A 20,057-nucleotide genomic window follows, 5' to 3' on the forward strand; every position below is an offset into this window, starting at 1 on the left:
CTCCACGCCACGAATGCGAGGGACGTGCCGTCGCCCGCGCCGCCTCTCCCCCCGGGAATCGGCGGGAGACGACACTCGCGCGGCTGCGTGGAGACTCGACCTCCGTCACGCTGTCACGCGATCCGTTACGGCTCGGCGCTCCCGGTGCCTCGCCGCCGGCGAGCGCCCCCTCCTCCGCTTGACATACCCTCCCCCCGTATATAGGAATCGGGGTGCTGCTCGCGGCGAGCGGCACGGAGGCAACATCGTGGACGTGAGCAAGGTCGTCGTCGCGGTGCTGGGAGTCGCGGCGATCGCGTGGGTGAACTGGTACTTCTTCCTCGCCGAGCGCCGGAAGGCGGCGGTCGCGGCGAAGGTCGGCGCGACCGGCCTGCAGCAGGCTGTCATCCGCGTGGAGGGCGGCTACGCGCCGTCTCGCGTGCGGCTGCGCGCGGGCCAGCCGGCGCGGCTCGTCTTCGACCGGCGCGAGGACTCGAGCTGCTCGGAGGAGGTGGTGATCCCGGACCTCGGCGTCCGCCGCTTCCTCCCCGCCCACCAGCGCACCGGGATCGACCTGCCGCCGACTCGTGCCGGTACGTACGAGTTCACCTGCGGGATGGGGATGCTCCGCGGCACCCTCGTCGTCGAGGAGGCGTGATGAGACCGGCCCTTCCGACCGAGGCGACGCCGCCGGCCGCCGCGCCGGCCCGGGACGGCGCGCCCGTCCGCGTCTCTCTCCAGATCTCCGGGATGACCTGCGCGGCATGCCAGGCGCGCGTCCAGAAGGCGCTCGCGAACGTTCCCGGCGTGGTGGACGCGAACGTCAACCTCATGACGGCCGAGGCCGCCGTGACGTTCGACCCCGCGACCTCGAGCGCCGACGCCCTCGTCGCGCGCGTCCGGGAGACGGGCTACGGCGCCGCCCTCCCGCGCGCCGGCGGCGACCCGCTCGCGGAGCAGGACGAGGCACGCGCCCGGGAGTTCCACGAGCTCCGTGCCAAGGCGCTCGTGGCGACGGCGGCGGGCGCGATCGCCATGGTCGCGTCGATGCCGCTCATGGCCGCCCACGCGCACCTGGGCCTCGGCGGGCCCGTCGATCCGCTGATGCGCTGGAGCATGCGCGTCCTCGATCCGCCGCTCGCCCGCGCGCTGCCGTGGCTGTACGCGATCCAGCCGCGGGCGATCGCGTTCGCCCTGCTCCTGCTCACGACGGCCGTCATGGCGTGGGCCGGACGGCACTTCTACGTGCGGGCGTGGGCCGCCTTCCGCCACCACTCCGCGGACATGAACACCCTCGTCGCGGTCGGCACCGGCGCGGCGTACCTGCTCTCCGTCGTCGCGACGGTCGCGCCCGGCTTCTTCCTGGCGCGCGGCGTGCCGCCGGACGTCTACTACGAGGCGGTCGTCCTCATCATCGCGCTGATCCTCGTCGGGAACGCGCTCGAGGCGCGCGCGAAGCGCGAGACCTCCGCCGCGCTCCGCAAGCTCGTCCAGCTTCAGCCGGCGACGGCGCGCGTCGTCCGCGGCGGCGCCGAGCTCGACGTCGCCGTCGAGCTGGTGCACCCCGGCGACGTCGTGGCGGTCCGGCCCGGCGAGCGCATCCCGGTGGATGGCGAGGTCGTGTCGGGGGGGAGCGCGGTGGACGAGTCGATGCTCACCGGCGAGCCGCTGCCGGTCCGGAAGGGCCCGGGCGATCGCGTGATCGGCGCGACGCTGAACGGGACCGGCGCGTTCCGGTTCCGCGCGACCGCGGTGGGCGCGGACAGCGTGCTCGCCGGGATCGTGCGGCTCATGCGCGAGGCGCAGGGGTCGCGCGCCCCGATCCAGAAGCTCGCCGACCGGATCAGCGGGATCTTCGTGCCGGTGGTGCTCTCCATCGCCATCGCCACGTTCGTCGCCTGGTTCCTCGCCGCGGACGCGGCGCCTGCGGTGCGTGCCTTCGTGGCCGCGGTCGCGGTGCTCGTCATCGCCTGCCCGTGCGCCATGGGGCTCGCGGTGCCGACCGCGGTGATGGTCGCGACCGGCAAGGGGGCCGAGCTCGGCGTCCTCATCAAGGGCGGCGAGGCGCTGGAGCGCGCGCATGCGGTCCGCGCGGTCGTGCTCGACAAGACCGGCACCATCACCGCCGGGAAGCCCGTCGTGACGGAGGTGGCGCTCGCGGCGGGATCGGAGACGTCCGAACCCGAGCTCCTCGCGCTCGTGGCCGCGGTGGAGCGCGCGAGCGAGCACCCGCTGGCGGCGGCGATCGTGGCGCACGCGGCGGAGCGCGGCGCCCCGGCCCTGGCGGCCGCCGCGTTCGAGTCGGCGACGGGGCGTGGGGCGCGCGGGACGGTGGACGGCCGTGCCGTCCTCGTGGGCAACGAAGCGCTCCTCGCCGAGGCGGGCGTCGACCCCGCCCCGCTCCGGGCGCGCGCCGCCGAGCTCGCGTCGCGCGGCCGGACCGTCGTGTTCGCCGCGGTCGACGGCGCGCTCGCGGGGCTCGTCGCGATCGCGGACCCGCTCCGGCCGACCTCGCGGGAGGCGATCGCGCGGCTCCGGAGGATGGGGCTCGAGGTGGTGATGCTCACGGGCGACGGCCGCAGCACGGCCGAGGCCGTCGCGCGCGAGGCGGGCGTGGCGCGCGTCGTGGCCGGCGTCCTCCCCGCGGGGAAGGTCGCCGAGATCGAGCGGCTCCAGGCCGAGGGGAAGATCGTCGCGATGGTCGGCGACGGCATCAACGACGCGCCGGCGCTCGCGCGCGCGGACGTCGGCGTCGCGATGGGGGGCGGCACCGACGTGGCCGTGGAAGCCGCGGACGTGACGCTCATGCGCCCGGACCTCGGCGCGGTGGCCGACGCCATCGCGCTGTCACGCCGGACGATGCGGACGATGCGCCAGAACCTCTTCTGGGCGTTCGCGTACAACGTGGTGGGGATCCCGGTCGCGGCCGGCGCGCTGTACCCGGCGTTCGGGCTCATGCTCTCGCCCGTGCTCGCGAGCGCGGCGATGGCGATGAGCAGCGTGAGCGTGGTGTCGAACAGCCTGCGCCTGCGGCGGTTCCGCGGCGCGCGGAGGGAGTGACGGCGATGGCGAGGACGAAGCCGAGCGAGGCCGTGGCGTGCGCGTGCGGGACCGGAGACCACGTCGGCCCGGGGGGCCGCGCGCTGGCGGTCGATCCGGAGACGACCGAGACGAACCTGAAGCGGCTCCGCCGGATCGAGGGGCAGGTCCGCGGCATCCAGAAGATGGTCGAGGACGGGCGCTACTGCGCGGACATCCTCACCCAGGTCGGAGCGGTCCAGGAAGCGCTCCGGTCGGTCGGCCGCGAGCTCATGCGCAACCACCTGAAGTACTGCGCGACGAACGCGATCCGGGAGGGGGGCGAGAAGGCGGACGCGATGTACGACGAGCTGCTCGAGCTCGTGTACCGCGCCGCGCGGTGACGGCGCGCGACGGCCGACACGGCGCTCCGCCGTCACGGTGCGGGCAACAGCACGCCCAGCACGACCGAGCACGCCGTCAGGAAGACGACGAGGCACAGGCCGAACAAGAAGTCGCTGGTACCGTGATCGGCGTCCACCCGGCGAGGATACCATCCCGAGCGGAACCGTCGTCACTCCGCCTTCACCAGCGGTCGGACGAACGAAGACGGGAGGCCGGCCGCGAAGCCAACCTCCCGTTTTTCCTCATGGGCGCCGCAGGGTTCGAACGTGCGAGCCCTGCCGTGTGAAACCGGACCGGGCGCTTCGCACGGGTTCGCACTGCGCATGCGATCCGCGTGCATCCGGACGACCTTCGCGCGGTCGCTTCACGCCATATGAGTTACCGGCGCTGGCGGGCCTTCGGTCACCGTTCGCCGCGCTGCGGGCGTTTCAGGGACTCCGCCTCGGTGCACGGGCGCAGCCAGAGGACGAGCGGCCCGTGCTCCTTCGGGAGCGTGTCCTCCCCGTACGAGAGCGAGCAGCGGTCGCCCAGGCGGGCGCGGAAGTGGAACTGCCCGAGCCAGCGCGCGCAGCCGTCGGAGCTGCCGATGAGCAGTTCACTGACGAACTCCTCGCCGGCGGTCGCCTCCCGCCGGCAGACGTCGATCCGCAGACTGAACTGGCCGCGCTCGTCGATGGTCGCCTTCGGCGCGTAATCCGGATCGTCGGTCCGGGTCTCGATCACTGCGCGGGGCTCGGCCCGAAAGCTGAGGGAGTCGCGAATTTCGCCTTCGACCAGCAGGGCGTGCGGGGGCGCCTGCTGCTGCGGGTACACGTAGAAGCCGTTGGCGTCCTTCCCAGTGGACTGGCTCAGGAAGAGCCCGCACCCGCAGAACGCGGGCAGGAACAGGGCAGAGATCCGAGCGCGGCGCATGCGTGACCAGGCTGCAAACGGGATGCCTCGACGACCCGGCCTGTTCCCGCGTCGACGCTGTCGTTGTCGTGCGCCGACGGTTCACATTACGTGCGCTGAGGGCACGCGGGCCAACTCTGACGGACGTTCAGCTGGAGCGGGCCGCCCGTTCAGCGGGCGCGACCCGCGTTCTGCAACCGCGTTGCGATGTCCTTGGGGATGTCGCCGTAGCGCCTGGCGAGGTGGTGCCGCGCGCCACCGCTTTCGACGCGCGTTCCGCCCGGCTTCTACCCGACGCCTTCGCGCGGAAAGCCGAAGGGCCGGGACCCTGGGATTCCTCCCTGGATTCCGGCCCTTCGGAGTGGGCGCCGCAGGGTTCGAACCTGCGACCCCTGCCGTGTGAAGGCAGTGCTCTACCGCTGAGCTAGGCGCCCCGGTGCTGCGAGGCGGCGGAGTATGCCGCCGGTCCCGAGGGGTGTCAACGACATGATCAGTGCGTGGATCCGCCCTCGCCCGGACCCTCGCCCGGCTCGCCGCCGGAGCCGTTCCCGCGCGCGGCGTCGACCTTCTCGCCGAGCTCGCGCGCCTTGCGCTTGATGCGCGCGAGCTGCTTCGCGAGGTCCTGGTAGTCCTGGCGACCGGGGATCCCGGCGGCCTGCATCACCTTCTCCTGCAGCTCCTCCACGCGGCGCTTGCCGCGCTGGGCGAGGCCGACGGCGCGCGCGACCGCCTCCTGGCCGCGCGGATCCTTCATCATCCCCTCGACCGCGGTCGACACGAGCTTCGTCCCCGTCTCGAACAGCGCGCCTGCGAACCCCCTGCCTCGACGTGCCATCTCGTCTCTCTCCTCACGGAAGCTCGGTCGGCACCGCGGCGAGGGCGGCGTCGATCACGTGGCGGTAGCGTGACCGGCGCACGAGCGCCTCGAGGTCGCCCTCGACCTTGACCTTGCCCGACAGCGCCGCCTCCACCGGATCCGCGCCGCGGAGCAATGCCCGGAACGCGCGGTACGGCGCCCGGATCACGTAGGCGGGCTCGAGCTCCAGGATCTCGTCCTCGTCCGCGAGCAGCCGCCATCGCGCGATGCGGCGGCCGTCGTGCTCCGCCCACGCGGCGACCGTGAGCGGCCACGCCGGCGGATCGGCCTCGACGACCATCGCCACGTCGCGCCCGAGCCCGGCGAGGCCGGCGGCGAGCTCGGGGTTCGCGTTCGCTGCGGCGACGACCGCCTGGATCCACTCCCGCGACCCGAACCGCATCCCCTACCCTCGCTTCAGCCAGCCGAACAGGCCACCCCTCCGCTCCTCCCCGGCCGGGCTCTCGTCCCCGCTAGCCTGCCGCTTCCGCGCGTCCTCGGCGAGGGCCTTCTTGAGCCCTTCCGGCGTGTCGCGGGTCGCGAGCTCGACCTCCGTCATGCCCTTCGCGGGGTCGTCGAAGCTCACCTTCAGAAGACACTCCTCGTCGAGCCTGAAGTCGATGCGCCGGCCGGTCGCGGCCGCGGGGAGGCGGATCGACCCGAGGAACTCGTTGTCCACGAGGACGTCGGACTCGCCCTGGTAGATGTCGATCTCGATGGGCTGGCCCGGCTCGCGCGGCGGCGGCAGGCGGAAGCTCTTCGTCGACGGGATCGTGAGGTTCTTGTCGAGGATCTTCCGGAAGTGCTGCGTCGGCGTGGCGATGCCGATGGGCATCGAGAGCACGTCCACGAGCGTCACCGAGTCGATCTGGTCGAGCGAGTCGCCGAGCAGCGCGGCGCCGAGCGCGACGCACTCGTCGGGGTGGACGCCCTTCCGCGCCGGCTTCCCGAAGTGCTCCTGGATCTTCTGCTGCACGAGCGGCATGCGGCTCTGGCCGCCGACGAGGATGATCTCGTCGATGTCCTCCGGACGGAGGCCCTTCTCCGCGAGCACCTCGTGGCAGATCTGGAACGTCCGCTCCACGAGGTCGATCGTGAGCTCGTGCAGCTGCTGCCGCGAGAGCGGGAGCCGCACGTCGAGCGGCCTGCCCTTCCGCTCCTCGATGAACGGCAGGTCGATGACGACGTTCGGGATGAGCGACAGGTCGATCTTCGCGGCCTCGGCGCCCTTCTTCACGCGCTGCATGGCGATGGGCGACTGGGCGAGGTCGATCTTGTGCTGCCGCCAGAAGTCCTCGAGGACGAAGTCGATGATGCGGTTGTCGAAGTCGACGCCGCCGAGGAAGGTGTCGCCGCCGGTGGCGAGGACCTCGAAGACGTTCCCGGAGAGCTGGAGCACCGACACGTCGAACGTGCCGCCGCCGAGGTCGTACACGAGCACCTTCTGATCGAGCCCGCGCGAGAAGCCGTACGCGAGCGCGGCGGCGGTGGGCTCGTTGACGATCCGCTTCACGTCGAACCCGGCGAGCCGCCCCGCCTCGCGGACCGCCTGGCGCTGCGCATCGGAGTAGTACGCGGGGACGGAGATGATCGCCTCCTCGCACGGCTTCTGGAGGAAGGCCTCGGCGATCTTCTTGATGTGCGCGAGGACCATCGCGCTCACCTGCGGGAGCGTGCGGACCTGGCCGCCGAGCATCACCGCCGCCTCGCCGTTCGGCCCCTCGACGATGTCGTACGAGTAGTAGTTCCGCAGCTCCTGCACGACCTTCGAGCTCCACTTGCGCCCGATGAGCCGCTTCGCGCCGTAGATCGTGTTCTTCGGGTTCGTGACGAGCTGGTCCTTCGCGACCCCACCCACGAGCACGTCGCCCTTCTCGCCGAGCGCGACCACCGTGGGCAGGATGAGGCTCCCGCGGTCCGTCGGGACCACCCGCGGGATCCGGCTGCGCACGTGGGCGACGCAGGCGTTGGTGGTGCCGAGATCGATGCCGAGGATGGGCTTTTCCCGGTTGCCGGCCATGTCGGGAGATCCTTAGCACGGAACGGACGCACGCCCGAGCCCGCGCCGGCGTGCCGGGATGGCGACGCCCGGCGGCCGTTTGCGGGCCGCCGGGCGCCTCGGATCCCGCCGCTCCCGTCAGTGGCGCTGCGGTGGCTGCTGCTGGGTCGCCGGCCGCTGCTGCCCGCCGGCCTGCGTGCCCGGCAGGCCGGGCGTGGTCGTGGCCGACTGCGCCGCCTGGCCCTGCTCGAAGGTCCGCGCGCCCTCGCGGCGGACGCGGAGCTGGTTCTGCACCTCGTCGACCCCGAACACGTCCTCGGCGAGGTCCTCGAGCATCCGCTTGTCCTCGCGCCGCTGGACCTCGCCGGTGAGGATCACCTCCGCGTTCAGCACCTTGACCTCGACCTCGTCGGCGTCGACGCCGGCCCGCGCGATCCGCTCGCAGACGTCCTCGCGGATCCGCTCGTCGGAGCGCCGGTAGCCCTTCGGCCCGCGGCCGGTCATCTTCCGCCAGCCCTCCTTCATCCTGTCGCCGAGCCGCTCCATGGGACCGCGGTCCTCGTGTTCGCCCTCGTGCCGCCCGTACGTCCCGTACTCCCGGCCGGGCTCGCGGCCCCACCGCTCGCGGCCGGAGCCGTACGACGGCTCGCCCCACATGCCGCGCCGGTCCCAGTCGCCGCGGCCCTCGTACTCCCCGCCGTAGCCGCCGTAGCCGAACATGCCGCCGTACGGCCCCGCGTACGTGCCGCCGCCGCGCCAGTCGCGGCCGCGCTCCTCGCGCCCGCCCTCGCGCTCGCCCTCGCGCTCGCCCAGCCACGACGGCGAGCGCTGATGGCCCTCCGCCTCGCGGTGCTCGTAGTCCTGGCCATGGCGCTGCCCGTACTCGCGATCGCGCCAGTCGCGAGCCTCGCGCCGCCAGTCCTCGCTGCCCTGGCCCCGCCAGTCCCCCTGGCCGCGCCACTCGCGCTCGCGGCGCCAGTCGCCGCCCTCGCGCCCGCCGCGCGGCGCGTACGTGCGGCTCTCGCCGCGCCGGATCGGCTCGCCCCAGCCGCCGCGCTCGTCACGCTCCTCGCGACCGCGCCAGCCCCCCTCCTCGCCGCGCCATCGACCGCCGCTGCTCCACCCCTCGCCGCGCCCCTCGGAGCGCTCGCCGCGCCGGGCGGAGCCGGACCCACCGTCCCCCTCGCTCCACGGATCGCGCCCCTCCCACCTGCGCTCCTCGTCCCACCGTGCCATGTGTTGCCTCCCGCGTCGCGTACGCGACGCCGCCGAACCGAGCTGTCGGGCTCGGCGGAAATCTGGGCACGCGGATCGGGGTCGCCACGCGGCCGCGCCGCGCGGCGGGGGCTAGAACGGCACGCCGCCGCCGGCGCCGGGCTCGCCGCCGCCGGACGCGTCCTCGTCGTCGGCCGGCGCGCCGAACAGGGCGGGGACGACGCGGGGATCGCGCGGGAGCGACGGCGTGGCGGGCGGCGCGCCGAGGGAGGGCGCGGCCACGCCCGGATCGTCGAGCTGCCACCGCTCGAAGAGCTCGGGCTCCGCCGGCAGCTCCTCGAGGAAGCGCGACGCCTTCATCACGACGCGCTCGCGGTCGCGCGGCGCGGCGACCACCGGGTACGTGAGGTACAGCTCGTCCTTCGCGCGGGTGCACGCGACGTAGAACAGCCGCCGCTCCTCCTCCTCGCCCTGGAGGTCCTTGAGCGCCTGCGCCGACGGGAAGCGGCCGTCGGCGAGCCACACGACGAACACCGCGCGCCACTCGAGCCCCTTCGCCTGGTGCACGCTCGAGAGGATCATCTTCTCGTCGGGCTCGCCGCCCTCGGAGACCGTCTCCGCGGAGAGCTCGGTGAGCAGCGCGATCTCGGAGAGGAACGCCTCGGTGTCCTCGTAGCCGCGCGCGTACTGCGCGAGCTGCTCGACGTCCTCGATCCGGGAGTCGGCGTTCAGGAACTCGGCGCGGAGGTACTCCTCGTACCCGTTGGCGAGGACCTCCTCGATGGCCTCGCCGGGGAGCTCGCTCGTGGGCTTCCGCGCGAGCTTGCGGAGGAGCTGCGCGAGCCGCGTGTAGCCGGCGCGGCCCTTCGCCGGGACCTGCGAGGCGACGTCGGGCGCGAGCAGCTCGTCGACGGTCCCCTGGCCGCGGCCCCGGCGCACCGCGAACGCGCTCCACACCGCCTCCGCGGTGGCGGTGCCCACGCCGCGCGTGATCTTGAGGCAGCGCTTCAGCGCGAGCTCGTCGCCGGGGTTCCGGGCGAAGCGCAGGTGCGCGAGCACGTCCTTCACGTGCGCCGCCTCGAAGAACCGGACGCCGCTCCGGACGACGAACGGGATCCCGCGCCGCGCCAGCTCGAACTGGATCTCCATCGAGTGGTGGTGCGCGCGGTACAGGACGGCGATCTCGGGCAGCGGGATCCCCTCGTCGCGGAGCTCCAGCACGCGCTGCGCCACGAAGGCCGCCTGCTGCGGCACGTCGCGACACGGGACGAGGGCGGGGAGCGTCCCGTCCCGCCGCACCGCGGAGAGCAACTTCTCGAACTGGCGGAGGTTGCCAGCGATGGAGACGTTCGCGAGCTCCAGGATCTGGGGCGTGGACCGGTAGTTGATGGTGAGATCGAACCGGCGCGCGTCGGGGTAGCGCTTCTCGAACTCGAGGATGTTCTCGAAGTGGGCGCCGCGGAACGAGTAGATGCTCTGCGCGTCGTCGCCGACGACGCAGAGGTTGCGGTGCTCGGCCGCGATGAGGTCCACGACGTCGCCCTGGAGGCGGTTCGTGTCCTGGTACTCGTCGACGAGCACGTGCCGCCACCGCTCGGCGAGCGCCCGCCGCACGGGCTCGCGCTCGGCGAGGAGGATCTTCCAGTTGAGGAGCAGGTCGTCGAAGTCCATCGCGTTCATCGCGTGCTTGCGCTCGGCGTAGCGGCGCGCGACGCGGAGGACGTCGTCGGTGAGCGGGGCGAACTGCGGGCGGCGGTCGGCGAGGACGTCGGCGAGCGGCGTCTGCGTGTTGACGGCCATCGACACGAGGTCGATGAGGACGTCCGCCTTGGGGAACCTGCGCGCGCCGACCGCGAGGCCGCAGTCCGCGATGGCCGCGGTCATCACGTCGCGCGAGTCCTCGCGATCCAGGATCGAGTAGCCGCGCTGGTACCCGAGCTCGGCGCCGTGCTCGCGCAGCACCTCGTGCGCGACGTGGTGGAACGTGCCGCCCGCGATCCGGCGCGTGTCGACCCGGCACACCTCCTCGACGCGCTTCAGCATCTCGCGCGCCGCCTTGTTGGTGAACGTGAGGAGGAGGATCGCCTCGGGCGCCACGCCGTCCGCGACGAGCCGCGCGACGCGCCAGGTCAGGGTCCGCGTCTTCCCCGAGCCCGCGCCGGCGATGACCAGGATCGGCCCGTTCCCGGCCTCGACGACGGCGATCTGCTGGTCGTTGAGGAGGCCCTCGTAGTTCAGGGCGCGGGCCGGCGGCGCGGCCGTCTTGAGCTGGTAACGACGGGACATGCGTTCAGGGTGAGCAGGCTAGCAGGCGATATCGCCTGCGGTCAAACCTGCCCACCCTCGCGCGTCCGTCTGACGTCAGCGCCCGCTCTTCGCGGGTGCCGCCGGCGCGCTGCCCGCCGTCCCCGTCGCGGGGACCGGGAAGCCGCGCATGCGCATCAGCGCGTCGATCTTCGCGTCGCGCCCGCGGAACGCGCGGTACGCTTCGCCCGGATCCACCGTGTTGCCCGGCGCGAGCAGGTCCTTGCGGAGCCGGGCGGCGACCTCGGCGTCGTAGGGGCCCTTCCCCTCCGTGAACGCCTCGTAGACGTCCGCGGTGAGCGTGTCGGCCCACAGGTAGCTGTAGTAGCCGGCCGAGTACCCGTCGCCGGCGAAGACGTGCTGGAACTGCGGCGTCCGGTGGCGCATCACGATCTCGGCGGGCATGCCGATCGCGGCGAGCGTGTCCTTCTCGAACGCCACGGGATCGATCTTCGACGCGTCGGGCGCGGTGTGGAGCTTCAGGTCCACGAGGGCGCTCGCCAGGTACTCCACCGTCTTGAACCCCTGGTTGAACGTGGAGGCCTTCTCGATCCGCTCCACGAGCGCCGGCGGGATCGGCTCGCCCGTCCGGTAGTGGCGCGCGAAGCGGGTCAGCACCTCCGGCGTCGGCAGCCAGTGCTCGAGCAGCTGCGACGGCATCTCCACGTAGTCGCGCGCGACCTGCGTCCCGGAGAGGCTCGGGTAGGTGACGTCGGACGCGAGGCCGTGCAGCGCGTGCCCGAACTCGTGGAAGAGTGTCTCCGCGTCGGTCCAGGAGACGAGCACCGGCTCGCCGGGCGCGCCCTTCACGAAGTTCGCGTTGTTCGAGACGATCGTCGTGACCTCGCCGTCCATCCGCTCCTGGCGGCGGTACGCGTTCATCCACGCGCCGGAGCGCTTCCCCTTCCGCGCGTACGGGTCGAAGTACCACAGCCCCACGTGCTTCCCGCTCTTCCGGTCGGTCACCTCCCAGACCCGGACGTCGGGGTGGTAGACGGGCACTCCCGACACCGGCGCGAAGGACAGGCCGAGCAGCTCACCCGCCACCCAGAACATGCCCTCGCGCAGGTGCTCGAGCTCGAGGTACGGCTTCACCGCCTCGTCGTCGAGGTCGTACTTCGCCTTGCGCACCTTCTCCGCGTAGAAGCGGTAGTCCCACGGCGCGATCCGGAAGCCGGCCTTCTCCCGGTCGGCGACCGCCTGCATCTCGGCGACCTCCTCGCGCACGCGCGCCACCGCAGGCGTCCAGACCGCCTCGAGGAGCGCCATCGCCCGCTCCGGCGTCTTCGCCATCGAGTGCTCGAGGCGCCAGTGCGCGTGGGTCGGGTACCCGAGCAGCCTCGCCCGCTCGGCGCGGAGCTTCAGGATCTCGGCGATGATCGCGTTCGTATCCCGGGCGTCGCGGTGGTCGCCGCGGGAGACGAAGTTGCGCCACACCTGCTCGCGGAGATCGCGGCGCGTCGAGTAGGTGAGGAATGGCTCGACGAACGAGCGCGTGTTCCCGATGGCCCACTTGCCCTGCTGTGCGCGCTCCTCCGCGGCGGCGGAGGCCGCGGCGCGCAGCGACGCCGGCAGGCCCGCGAGGTCGGCCTCCGACGGGAGGATCACCGCGTACTCCTCCTCGTCCTTGAGGACGTTCTGGCCGAACTGCGTGTAGAGCGTCGCGAGGCGCTGGTTCACCGCAGCGACGCGCGCCTTGCCGGCGGCGTCGAGCTTCGCGCCCTCCCGGACGAAGGTCGTGTACTGGAGCCAGACGAGCCGCTGTTGCTCGGGAGTGAGCCCGGACCGCTCGCGCGCCTCGTAGACGGCCTCGATGCGCCGGAAGAGCCGCTCGTTCTGCGTGATCTCGTCGGAGAACGCGGCGAGCTTCGGCGCCACCTCGCGCTCGACCGCCTGGAACTCGGGTGAGCTCATCGTGCTCGCCCACACCCCGAAGATCGTCTGGACGTTCTCGAGGCCCCGGCCCGCGCGCTCGAGGGCGGCCAGCGTGTTCTCGAACGTCGGCGGGACGGGATCCGCCGCGATGGCCTGGACGTCGCGCCGGCAGGACGCCATCGCCGCGTCGAGCGCGGGGGCGAGGTCCTGGACCCGGACGCGATCGAAGGGCGGGACGCCGCCGTACGGGCCGGTCCAGCGGGAGAGGAGCGTGGTGTCGGGCATGGCGGGCGACGGGGGTGCGGCCGGCTTCTTCGCGGGCGCGCTGGCGCAGGCGAGGAAGGAGGCCGCGCTCAGGGCGGCGAGGATCCTGGTCATCCGTGTCTTCTCCTGGCTCTGGGTCCGGCGCCAGGGAGATTACGACCGATCGCGGGCCTGATTCACGCGGATCCGGCGCGGCATCACGACACGATCGACGCCGCACGCGGCCGCGTGGCGCTCCAGGCAGGCCCGGAGCGCGCCCGGGTCGAGGTCGGCGCCGGGCTCGGCCCAGACCGCCCGCACGCGCAGCGCGCCGCGATCCACCGCGCCGTCGAGGCGCCCGACGAGCGCGTCGCCGGCGAGCAGCGGGCACACGTACCACCCGAACGTCCGCAGCGCGGCGGGCCGGTAGACCTCCCACGTGTACTCGAACCCGAAGGCCGCCTTCACGAGGCCGCGGTCCCAGACGAGCGGGTCGAGGGGGCCGAGGAGCCGGATCCGGCCGTCCGCGGGCGGGTGGCTCCGCGCCCGGAACCCGCGCGGCGCGAGGAAGGTCCGCGTCGAGCCCTCGACCCGCACCTCCTCGACGGCGCCCTCCGCGACGAGCGCCGCCGCGATGCCGGCGCGCCGCGCTGGCTCCAGCGTCGACCATGCTGCGCTGCCCGCCGTCGAGAGGAGCCCGGCGGCCTCGACCCGGTCCACGGTCGCCCACCGCCGGAACGCCGCGATCCGCGCCTCGGCGGACCGGCGCGCCGGATGCGGATCCCGGGCCGCCACGCCGGGCAGCGCGCGCTCGGGCACGTCGTACGTCTTGCCACCCCGGGCCGTGCGCCCGCACACGACCACGTCGCAGCGGGCCCAGAGCACCTCGAGCGCCATCTTGGCGGCGCGCGGCGTGCCCTTCCAGCCGCTCCAGTCGAGCGGCTCGACGCGGCCGTGGTCCGTGACGTCGTCCGCGCCGACCGGCCCGCGCGCGCGCACCTCCGCGAGGACTGCCTCGACGACGCCCGGCGGCAGCCGGCGGAGGCGCTCCTGGTGCGACCACCACGGCGCCTCGACCATGAGCTCGGCGCGGTACCAGGGGAACGCCTCCGGTGGCAGGAGGCAGCGCTCCTTCGCGAAGTGCTCGAAGGCGTGCCCGGGCAGGAGGTGGCGGTAGACGTCCCCCTTCGCGATCCCGTCGAGTCGCGCGAGCGCCACGAGGTCCGCGTTCGTTCCGAGCGGGTCGAGCGGGTCGAGCTGGATGCAGCGGAGCCGCCGCACGAGCGCGCGGACGCCCTCGGCGCCGGGCGGGTGCTCGACCGCCCTGAGCCCGTGGTGCCCGACCAGGAACGCCCGCGCCTCGGCCGCGGTGAGGGTCTGCAGATCGGGCCTGGGGGCGCGGGGGGCGCGGGGGGCGCGGGGGGCGCGCGCGGGGGCGGGCATGCGGGGAGGTAATTAGCTCGATGGAGCGCGCGAGACGAGCGAAAGCCTTCTGCGCCCCCCTCACCCGGGCCTCCCATGGCTACGGCCCGCCGCACCGGCGGAAGGTGCTCGTGCGGATGCTGCCGCTGCTCGGGATCGGCGTCGTGCGCGTGTCGATCGGGCTCCGCGGGTGCCGGCGAGCCGAGCGCCGCGGGTGAAAACTGGACGCGGTCTCCATCGCGGATAGCATCCGACCTCGATGTCGCCGCCGCGCACGTCGCTCCTCGCGCTGGCCCTCCTCGCGGCGGGCTGCGCGAGCGGGACCCGCGCGGCCCGCGGCAACCCCCTGCCCCCGCCCGCCCCGGCCCGGGCCGGCACCCGTAACCCGGGTGCCGGCCCGGCCACCGGTTCGCGCCCGGTGCAGGCCCGCGCCCCGCACGACGTCGCCGTCCGCCGCGCGCTCGACACCGCGGCGCACCTCGTCGGCGCCCGCGAGATCGTCGTGGGCGGCGTCGCCTACGGCGACGGCTGCGCCGCGCTCGTCCGGGCCTCGCTGGACGCCGGGGGTGCGCCGGTCGCCGCGGACGCGGACGCCCGTGCCCTCCTCGCCCTCGCCCGCACCGCCGGAACGCTCCGCCGGACGCGCCCGGCCCCCGGCGACCTCGCCTTCCTCGCGGAGCGACCCGGCGGCCCCGCCGAGCACGTGGGCCTCGTCGAGTCCGTGTCACCCGACGGCACCGCCCTCCTCCTCCACCGGACCGAGCGGGGCGTCGCGCGCATCCGCGTGAACGCGGCGCAGGCCTGGAAGACGCGCGCCGAGGGGGGCCGGGCGCTGAACGATCTGCTCGTGGTCGGCGGCGGCCGCCTCCCGGCCGGGCGGCTCCTCGTCGGCTACGCGACGCTGCTCTAGCGCCTCGCCACGCCCCGCTCGAACGCGATCCGGCCGCCGACGATCGTGTGCGTCACGGTGAGGTGCGGGAGCGCCTCCGGCGGCACCGCGAGGACGTCCTCCCCGAAGAGCGTCAGGTCCGCGTCCAGGCCCTCGCGAAGCGTCCCGCGCCGCCCCTCCGCGAAGGCGGCGTACGCGGCCCCCGCCGTGAAGGCCCGGAGCGCCTCGAGGCGCGAGACCGCCTCCTCCGGCTGGAAGAGCGTCCCGTCGGCGGTCCGGCGGGTCTCGGCGGCGTGGAGCCCCGCCCGCGGGTCCGGCGCCTCCACCGGGAAGTCCGAGCCGAAGGCGAGCACCGCGCCCGCGCGAGAGACGGATCGCCAGGCGTACGCACCCGCGAGGCGCGAGGTACCCGCGCCGAGGCGCGCCGCGACCCAGGGACCGTCGCTCGTCGCGTGGACGGGCTGCATGGAGGCGATGGCGCCGGTCGCGGCGAGGACGGGCAGGTCCGACGCCTGGAGGATCTGGAGGTGCTCGATGCGCGGCCGGAGCGCCCGCGCCGCCTCGCCGGCCTCGCGGAGCGCGTGGAGCACCTCGCGGTTCGCCCGGTCGCCGATGGCGTGGATCGCCGGCTGGAACCCGGCGCGGACCACGGCGACGAGCTTCGCGCGGAGCGCCTCGAGCGGCTCGAGCAGGAGGCCGCGGTTCCCGGGGTCGTCGGCGTAGTCGTCGAGGAGCGCCGCGCCGCGGCTCCCGAGCGCGCCGTCCGCGTAGAGCTTCACCGCGCGGACCTCGAGCAGCCCGACCTCGGGCGTCTCCCGCCACGCCGCGAGCGCGCGCTCGAGCTCCGGGAGCGGCACGGTCCCGTCGATCATCGCGTACACGCGGAGCGGCAGCCGGTCCGCAGCCGCGAGCCGGCGGTACGCGTCGAGCACGTCCGGCTCGCAGCCGGCGTCGTGCACGCCGGTCAGGCCGAGCGACGCGAGCGCCCGGAGGCCGGCGAGGAGCGCCTCCTCGCGCTCCGCGGGCGCGGGCCGGGGCAGCGTCCGTAGGACGAGGTCCATCGCCGTGTCGACGAGGAGCCCGGTGGGGCGGCCCGCGGCGTCGCGCGCGATGCGCCCGCCGGGCGGATCCGCCGTCCCGGCCCCGATCCCGGCCGCCTCGAGCGCGGCTCCGTTCACCCACGCCATGTGTCCGTCGACGCGCGTCAGGAAGACCGGGTGCCCCGGGACGGCGCGGGAGAGGAGCTCCGCGTCCGGGAACGCGGCGCCGGGCCAGCGGTTCTGGTCCCACCCGCGCCCGCGGATCCACCGGCCCGCGGGCGTGCTCCGCGCCCGCTCGGCCGCGAGCGCCGCGCACGCCTCCGCGCTCGCCGCCCCGGCGCAGCTCACCTCGAGGGCGGCGCGGCCCAGCCAGAAGACGTGCCCGTGGGCGTCGACGAGGCCTGGGATCGCACACCCCGCGCCGAGCGCGAGCCGCGGCGCGCCCGGGGTCGCGCGCGCGGCGCACTCGGCCTCGGATCCGAGGCACGCGATGCGGCCATCACGCAGGAGGGCCGCGCCGGCGAGAGGCCGCGCGGGGTCCAGCGTGTGGATCGTGCCGGCGACGAGGAGGTCGGAGGGGCGCATCGCGACCGGGTCTACCGCCGCGCGAGGCCGATGTCAGCGCGGCGACGTGGCGTGCCGGCGGCCGGCCCGTGGCCGTGCCCGTACACGTGCCCGCCCCCGTGCCCGTCACCCGATTCCCGTGGCCCCTGGACCGTGAACCGTGCCCGTTCGGCGGAGGGCCGCGGGGTCCGGCGCGGTCGCGGCCGCGTCGGGCTCAGACGCCCGGGGGTCGGGCGTCGGGGGCGGGCGTCGGGCGTCGGGCGTCGGGGGTCGGGGGCGGGCGTCGGACGTCGGGCACGGACCAGGGGCCACGGGCCACGGGAGGGGGGGCACGGCCACGGAGAGACCCGGGCACGTGTACGGTCACGTTTACGGGCACGGGGTGGACGCCCGCGTATCGTCCGTCACGCAGCCCCGATGCTCCCCGGCCCCGTGGTCCTCTCCGTCCTCTGCCACGTCGCCCGCTGCGTCCCTCGCGCGAACCGCCAGAGACCCACCGCCAGCGCCGCGTTCATCGCGACGAAGTAGTGCGCGAGGGAGGCGACGCGGCGGAGCGGCCGCGCGAGGCCCGCGTACCCCGACCAGCCCGCCACCGCGAGCCCGTAGAACGCCGCCTGCGCGAGGAAGATCGCGCGGTACCCCCACGCGCCCGGGCGGGCCGCGAGGAACCCGTTCGCGAGGACCGCGGCGGCGAGCAGGAACGGCGTCGCCCAGCGGAGCAGCTTGTGGGAGACGAAGGCGAAGCAGAGGAACCCGGTGCGCGGGTCGAGCAGCTCGGGGACCCGCACGAGGGCCTGCCAGTTGCCCGCGCCGATCCGGGCGCGCCGGACGAACTCGCGGGTGGCGTCCTCGGTCGTCTCCTCGTGGGCGACGGCGTCGGGCTCGAACGGCACGCGCCAGCCGCGGGCGGCGATGCGGGCCGGGATCACGAAGTCGTCGGTGATCGTGTCGGGCGCGATCGGCGCGAAGAGGAGGCGGCGGATGGCGTAGATCCCGCCGTTCGCGCCGACGACGCAGCCGTGCTTCCCCTCCCAGTACTTGAGGGCCGTCTCGTACTTCCAGTAGGCGCTCTCCTCGTACTCGCGGCGCGTCGGGTTGTAGAGCCGGAGGCGTCCGACCACGGCGCCGACCGACGCGTCGCGGAACCGCCGCGCGAGGGCCCCGATCGCGCCGGGCTCCAGCATCACGTTCGCGTCGGTGAGGACCACGACGTCGCCGGTCGCCGCGGGGACGAGGCGCGACAGGACGCTCGCCTTGCCCGAGCGCGGCGAGAGGTCGTGGACGACGACCCGCCCGCCGCCGGCGGCGCGCGCGAGCTCGACGGTGCGGTCGGTGCAGCCGTCGCAGCCGATCACGATCTCGATCCGGTCCGCCGGGTAGTCGAGGGCGAGGCAGTTCTCGACCTTCGCGCGGATGCACGCCGCCTCGTTGTACGCGGCGAACACGATCGACACGCGCGGCCACGCCTCCGCCTCGCGCCGGCGGCGCCGGTCGGGGCCGCCGGAGACGAAGTGGAGCCCGGACAGCACCTCCCGGGCACCGTCCCAGGCGGCGAGCACGATGGGGTAACCGACGTAGCTGAAGGCGACGAGGCCGAGCGCGATCCAGAAGAGGAGTTCCATCGCGGGCGCGCCAGAGCAACGCGCGGGCCACGCGTCTGGTGCCGTGCGGGGCTATCCGCCGCCGCCGGCCGGCTCGCCCGCCTCGTGCGCGGTGGGCGCGGGTGACGTCCGCGGCGCGGGCGCAGGCGCCGCGGACGGGACGAGCACGCCCTGCGGGCCGCCCGGCGCGGGGGTCGCGGGCGAGGGCGACGGCACCGGAGCGGGCTGCAGGGTCACGGACAGGCCGTCCGGCGCGGGCGCACCGGGGCGGGGGGCCGCGGGCTGCGGGCCGCCCACGGCCGGCGCGGGCAGCGGCGGCGCCGTGGGCGCGACGACGACGGGCTGGGCAACGGGCTTCCGCGGCAGGGCGGCGGCGTTCCCCGCGCCGGCCGGCGGCGAGGACGCTGCGGGCGCCGGCGAGGCGACCCCGGCGGGCGCCGGGTGACGGGACAGCTCGGCCTTCAGCGCCTTCGCGCGGTCGTGGTGCGGGTTCGCGGCGAGCGCGCGGTCGAGCGTGGCGAGCGCCTCGGCCCGCCGACCGAGCTCGGCCTGGGTCCGGGCGAGCAGGTACCGGGCGCGGATCACCTCCGGGTGATGCTCGACGATCGCGGACAGCGCGACAGCAGCCTTCTCCCGCGCGGCGCGATCCTGCGATCGCGCATCCAGCGACGCCTCCGCGAGCGCCGCCCACGGATCGTCCGGCACTGCCGCCCGCGCGGCGAGCGCCGCCCGGTGCGTGAGCTCGCGATCGCCGGCGAGGGCGTGTGCGTTCGCGAGGGCGCGCGCCACCTCCGGCCCCCGGGTGTCCTCGAGCGGCACGAGCGCGGCGAGCGCCGCGGCTCCGAGCGCGCGGGCGCGCTCGTCGCCGGCGCGCACCTCTCCGCCGACCGCGTCCGCCTCCGCTGCAACCGCCCGTTCGGCGATCTCCCACCCCGGCGACGCCTCGCGGCGCAGCCGTTCGCGCTCGGCCGAGAGCACCGCGGCGCGGGCCGCGAGCGCCGCGCCGTCCTCGGCGAGCGCCGCAGCCTGGAGGGCCTGCGCGAGCGCGCGGTCCGCGACGAGGGTCTTCGCGCGCGGCGCGGAGCGGATCGCGTCGTCGAGGCGCTGGACGGCGGCGTCGAGGCTCGCGGCGTCGTCCTGCGCGACGAGCGCGAGCGCCTCGGCGTCGAGCTGCGCGGCGCGCGGATCCCGGCGGTTCGCGAGGAAGAGCCAGGCCGCCCCGGCGAGCGCGACCACGACGAGGACGGCGACCGGCACGAGCCACTTCACCCGGGCGCTCCACCGGAGCCGCGACTCGATCGTCCCGACGCTGTCCCGGCGGAGCACGGGCCCGCGCTGCGCCGGGAGCTGCCCGGGCGCCGGCCGGTAGACGGCGGGCCCGGCGCGGACGCCGCGCGGCGCGTCGCTCACCGGGGCGCGCGGGCCGGACGGCGGCGACGCCGGGCCCGGGGGCGGCACCGGGCTCCGGGCCGGCTCGGGAACGGCCGGAGACGCGACGTCGGGGGCGGGCGCGGCCGCCGGCTCGGGAACGGGCGTGGACGCCGCATTCGCCGGGGGCTCCGGCGCGGGCTCACGGGGGGCGGGCACGTCGGCGAGCGTCAGCCCGGCCGTCTGCGGCGGGCGCGCCGTGAAGACGTGCTGGCACCGCGTGCACTGCACGGGCGAGCCCTCGGGCGCGAGCAGCGCCTCGTCGAGCTCGTAGAGCGTCGAGCAGCGTTCGCAGCGGATCACCAACGATCGACCCTCCAGTCGCGCG

General features: G+C 74.9%; 16 protein-coding genes and 1 tRNA gene. 5 read left to right on the plus strand and 12 right to left on the minus strand.

Features of this window, described 5'->3' with window-relative positions; genetic code table 11:
* The first annotated feature begins 247 nt into the window (after positions 1-247).
* From AMOR_RS28390 to AMOR_RS28400, 3 genes are read left to right on the plus strand one after another with little or no spacing between them, the layout of a single operon-like run.
* Positions 248-637 (plus strand): cupredoxin domain-containing protein, encoded by a 390-nt coding sequence (locus AMOR_RS28390; RefSeq protein ID WP_248357106.1) that lies wholly within the window; start codon positions 248-250, stop codon positions 635-637.
* Positions 637-3,039 (plus strand): heavy metal translocating P-type ATPase, encoded by a 2,403-nt coding sequence (locus AMOR_RS28395; RefSeq protein ID WP_318653841.1) that lies wholly within the window; start codon positions 637-639, stop codon positions 3,037-3,039. The genes AMOR_RS28390 and AMOR_RS28395 overlap by 1 nt, the downstream gene beginning before the upstream one ends.
* A gap of 5 nt (positions 3,040-3,044) precedes the next feature.
* Positions 3,045-3,401 (plus strand): metal-sensitive transcriptional regulator, encoded by a 357-nt coding sequence (locus AMOR_RS28400; protein ID WP_248357108.1) that lies wholly within the window; start codon positions 3,045-3,047, stop codon positions 3,399-3,401.
* A 403-nt stretch (positions 3,402-3,804) separates the two neighbouring features.
* Here the strand turns inward: AMOR_RS28400 and AMOR_RS28405 are convergent, their stop codons facing one another.
* From AMOR_RS28405 to AMOR_RS28445, 9 genes are all read right to left on the minus strand, one after another.
* Entirely contained in the window at positions 3,805-4,314 is a 510-nt protein-coding gene (locus AMOR_RS28405; RefSeq protein WP_248357116.1) for a hypothetical protein, read from the minus strand.
* 341 nt (positions 4,315-4,655) lie between these two features.
* Positions 4,656-4,727, minus strand: a tRNA-Val gene (locus AMOR_RS28410).
* 56 nt (positions 4,728-4,783) lie between these two features.
* Complete coding sequence (locus AMOR_RS28415; RefSeq protein ID WP_248357118.1) at positions 4,784-5,128, minus strand: hypothetical protein; 345 nt, start codon at positions 5,126-5,128, stop codon at positions 4,784-4,786.
* A gap of 13 nt (positions 5,129-5,141) precedes the next feature.
* Positions 5,142-5,552 carry an SCP2 sterol-binding domain-containing protein gene (locus AMOR_RS28420; RefSeq protein ID WP_248357126.1) on the minus strand — a complete coding sequence of 137 codons (411 nt, stop codon included), beginning with the start codon at positions 5,550-5,552 and terminating at the stop codon, positions 5,142-5,144.
* A 3-nt stretch (positions 5,553-5,555) separates the two neighbouring features.
* Positions 5,556-7,169, minus strand: a complete 1,614-nt coding sequence (locus AMOR_RS28425; RefSeq protein WP_248357134.1) for an Hsp70 family protein — start codon at positions 7,167-7,169, stop codon at positions 5,556-5,558.
* A 117-nt stretch (positions 7,170-7,286) separates the two neighbouring features.
* Complete coding sequence (locus AMOR_RS28430) at positions 7,287-8,384, minus strand: BON domain-containing protein (protein ID WP_248357135.1); 1,098 nt, start codon at positions 8,382-8,384, stop codon at positions 7,287-7,289.
* A 111-nt stretch (positions 8,385-8,495) separates the two neighbouring features.
* Positions 8,496-10,649 carry an ATP-dependent helicase gene (locus tag AMOR_RS28435; protein WP_248357136.1) on the minus strand — a complete coding sequence of 718 codons (2,154 nt, stop codon included), beginning with the start codon at positions 10,647-10,649 and terminating at the stop codon, positions 8,496-8,498.
* 75 nt (positions 10,650-10,724) lie between these two features.
* The gene (locus AMOR_RS28440) at positions 10,725-12,920 is read right to left on the minus strand and encodes a M3 family metallopeptidase (protein WP_248357137.1); all 2,196 of its coding nucleotides are present in this window, start codon (positions 12,918-12,920) and stop codon (positions 10,725-10,727) included.
* A gap of 39 nt (positions 12,921-12,959) precedes the next feature.
* Positions 12,960-14,228 carry a winged helix-turn-helix domain-containing protein gene (locus AMOR_RS28445; RefSeq protein WP_248357138.1) on the minus strand — a complete coding sequence of 423 codons (1,269 nt, stop codon included), beginning with the start codon at positions 14,226-14,228 and terminating at the stop codon, positions 12,960-12,962.
* A 20-nt stretch (positions 14,229-14,248) separates the two neighbouring features.
* Here AMOR_RS28445 and AMOR_RS28450 point away from each other — a divergent pair, with 20 nt between their 5' ends.
* On the plus strand, positions 14,249-14,425 hold the full coding sequence (locus AMOR_RS28450; protein ID WP_248357139.1) for a hypothetical protein: 177 nt from the start codon (positions 14,249-14,251) through the stop codon (positions 14,423-14,425).
* Positions 14,426-14,466: 41 nt separating this feature from the next.
* On the plus strand, positions 14,467-15,117 hold the full coding sequence (locus AMOR_RS28455; RefSeq protein WP_248357140.1) for a CHAP domain-containing protein: 651 nt from the start codon (positions 14,467-14,469) through the stop codon (positions 15,115-15,117).
* Here AMOR_RS28455 and AMOR_RS28460 read toward each other — a convergent pair.
* The 3 genes from AMOR_RS28460 to AMOR_RS28475 all read right to left on the minus strand — a co-directional run bounded on the left by AMOR_RS28460 (position 15,114) and on the right by AMOR_RS28475 (position 20,032).
* Positions 15,114-16,721 carry an amidohydrolase gene (locus AMOR_RS28460; RefSeq protein ID WP_248357141.1) on the minus strand — a complete coding sequence of 536 codons (1,608 nt, stop codon included), beginning with the start codon at positions 16,719-16,721 and terminating at the stop codon, positions 15,114-15,116. The genes AMOR_RS28455 and AMOR_RS28460 overlap by 4 nt on opposite strands.
* Positions 16,722-17,104: 383 nt before the next feature.
* Positions 17,105-18,322 (minus strand): glycosyltransferase family 2 protein, encoded by a 1,218-nt coding sequence (locus AMOR_RS28465; protein ID WP_248357142.1) that lies wholly within the window; start codon positions 18,320-18,322, stop codon positions 17,105-17,107.
* A 51-nt stretch (positions 18,323-18,373) separates the two neighbouring features.
* Positions 18,374-20,032: a zinc-ribbon domain-containing protein gene (locus AMOR_RS28475; RefSeq protein WP_263009832.1), complete on the minus strand. Its 1,659-nt coding sequence runs from the start codon at positions 20,030-20,032 to the stop codon at positions 18,374-18,376.
* Between the last annotated feature and the right edge of the window lie 25 nt (positions 20,033-20,057).

Source organism: Anaeromyxobacter oryzae (genome assembly GCF_023169945.1).
In the GTDB taxonomy this organism is placed as follows: Bacteria; Myxococcota; Myxococcia; order Myxococcales; family Anaeromyxobacteraceae; genus Anaeromyxobacter; species Anaeromyxobacter oryzae.

Excerpts from the sequence above, each read along its gene's own strand:
- AMOR_RS28395 (WP_318653841.1), top strand. The coding sequence starts at position 637 with ATGAGACCGGCCCTTCCGACCGAGGCGACGCCGCCGGCCGCCGCGCCG.
- AMOR_RS28400 (WP_248357108.1), top strand. The coding sequence starts at position 3,045 with ATGGCGAGGACGAAGCCGAGCGAGGCCGTGGCGTGCGCGTGCGGGACC.
- AMOR_RS28405 (WP_248357116.1), bottom strand. The coding sequence starts at position 4,314 with ATGCGCCGCGCTCGGATCTCTGCCCTGTTCCTGCCCGCGTTCTGCGGG.
- AMOR_RS28415 (WP_248357118.1), bottom strand. The coding sequence starts at position 5,128 with ATGGCACGTCGAGGCAGGGGGTTCGCAGGCGCGCTGTTCGAGACGGGG.
- AMOR_RS28420 (WP_248357126.1), bottom strand. The coding sequence starts at position 5,552 with ATGCGGTTCGGGTCGCGGGAGTGGATCCAGGCGGTCGTCGCCGCAGCG.
- AMOR_RS28425 (WP_248357134.1), bottom strand. The coding sequence starts at position 7,169 with ATGGCCGGCAACCGGGAAAAGCCCATCCTCGGCATCGATCTCGGCACC.
- AMOR_RS28430 (WP_248357135.1), bottom strand. The coding sequence starts at position 8,384 with ATGGCACGGTGGGACGAGGAGCGCAGGTGGGAGGGGCGCGATCCGTGG.
- AMOR_RS28435 (WP_248357136.1), bottom strand. The coding sequence starts at position 10,649 with ATGTCCCGTCGTTACCAGCTCAAGACGGCCGCGCCGCCGGCCCGCGCC.
- AMOR_RS28440 (WP_248357137.1), bottom strand. The coding sequence starts at position 12,920 with ATGACCAGGATCCTCGCCGCCCTGAGCGCGGCCTCCTTCCTCGCCTGC.
- AMOR_RS28445 (WP_248357138.1), bottom strand. The coding sequence starts at position 14,228 with ATGCCCGCCCCCGCGCGCGCCCCCCGCGCCCCCCGCGCCCCCCGCGCC.
- AMOR_RS28450 (WP_248357139.1), top strand. The coding sequence starts at position 14,249 with ATGGAGCGCGCGAGACGAGCGAAAGCCTTCTGCGCCCCCCTCACCCGG.
- AMOR_RS28455 (WP_248357140.1), top strand. The coding sequence starts at position 14,467 with ATGTCGCCGCCGCGCACGTCGCTCCTCGCGCTGGCCCTCCTCGCGGCG.
- AMOR_RS28460 (WP_248357141.1), bottom strand. The coding sequence starts at position 16,721 with ATGCGCCCCTCCGACCTCCTCGTCGCCGGCACGATCCACACGCTGGAC.
- AMOR_RS28465 (WP_248357142.1), bottom strand. The coding sequence starts at position 18,322 with ATGGAACTCCTCTTCTGGATCGCGCTCGGCCTCGTCGCCTTCAGCTAC.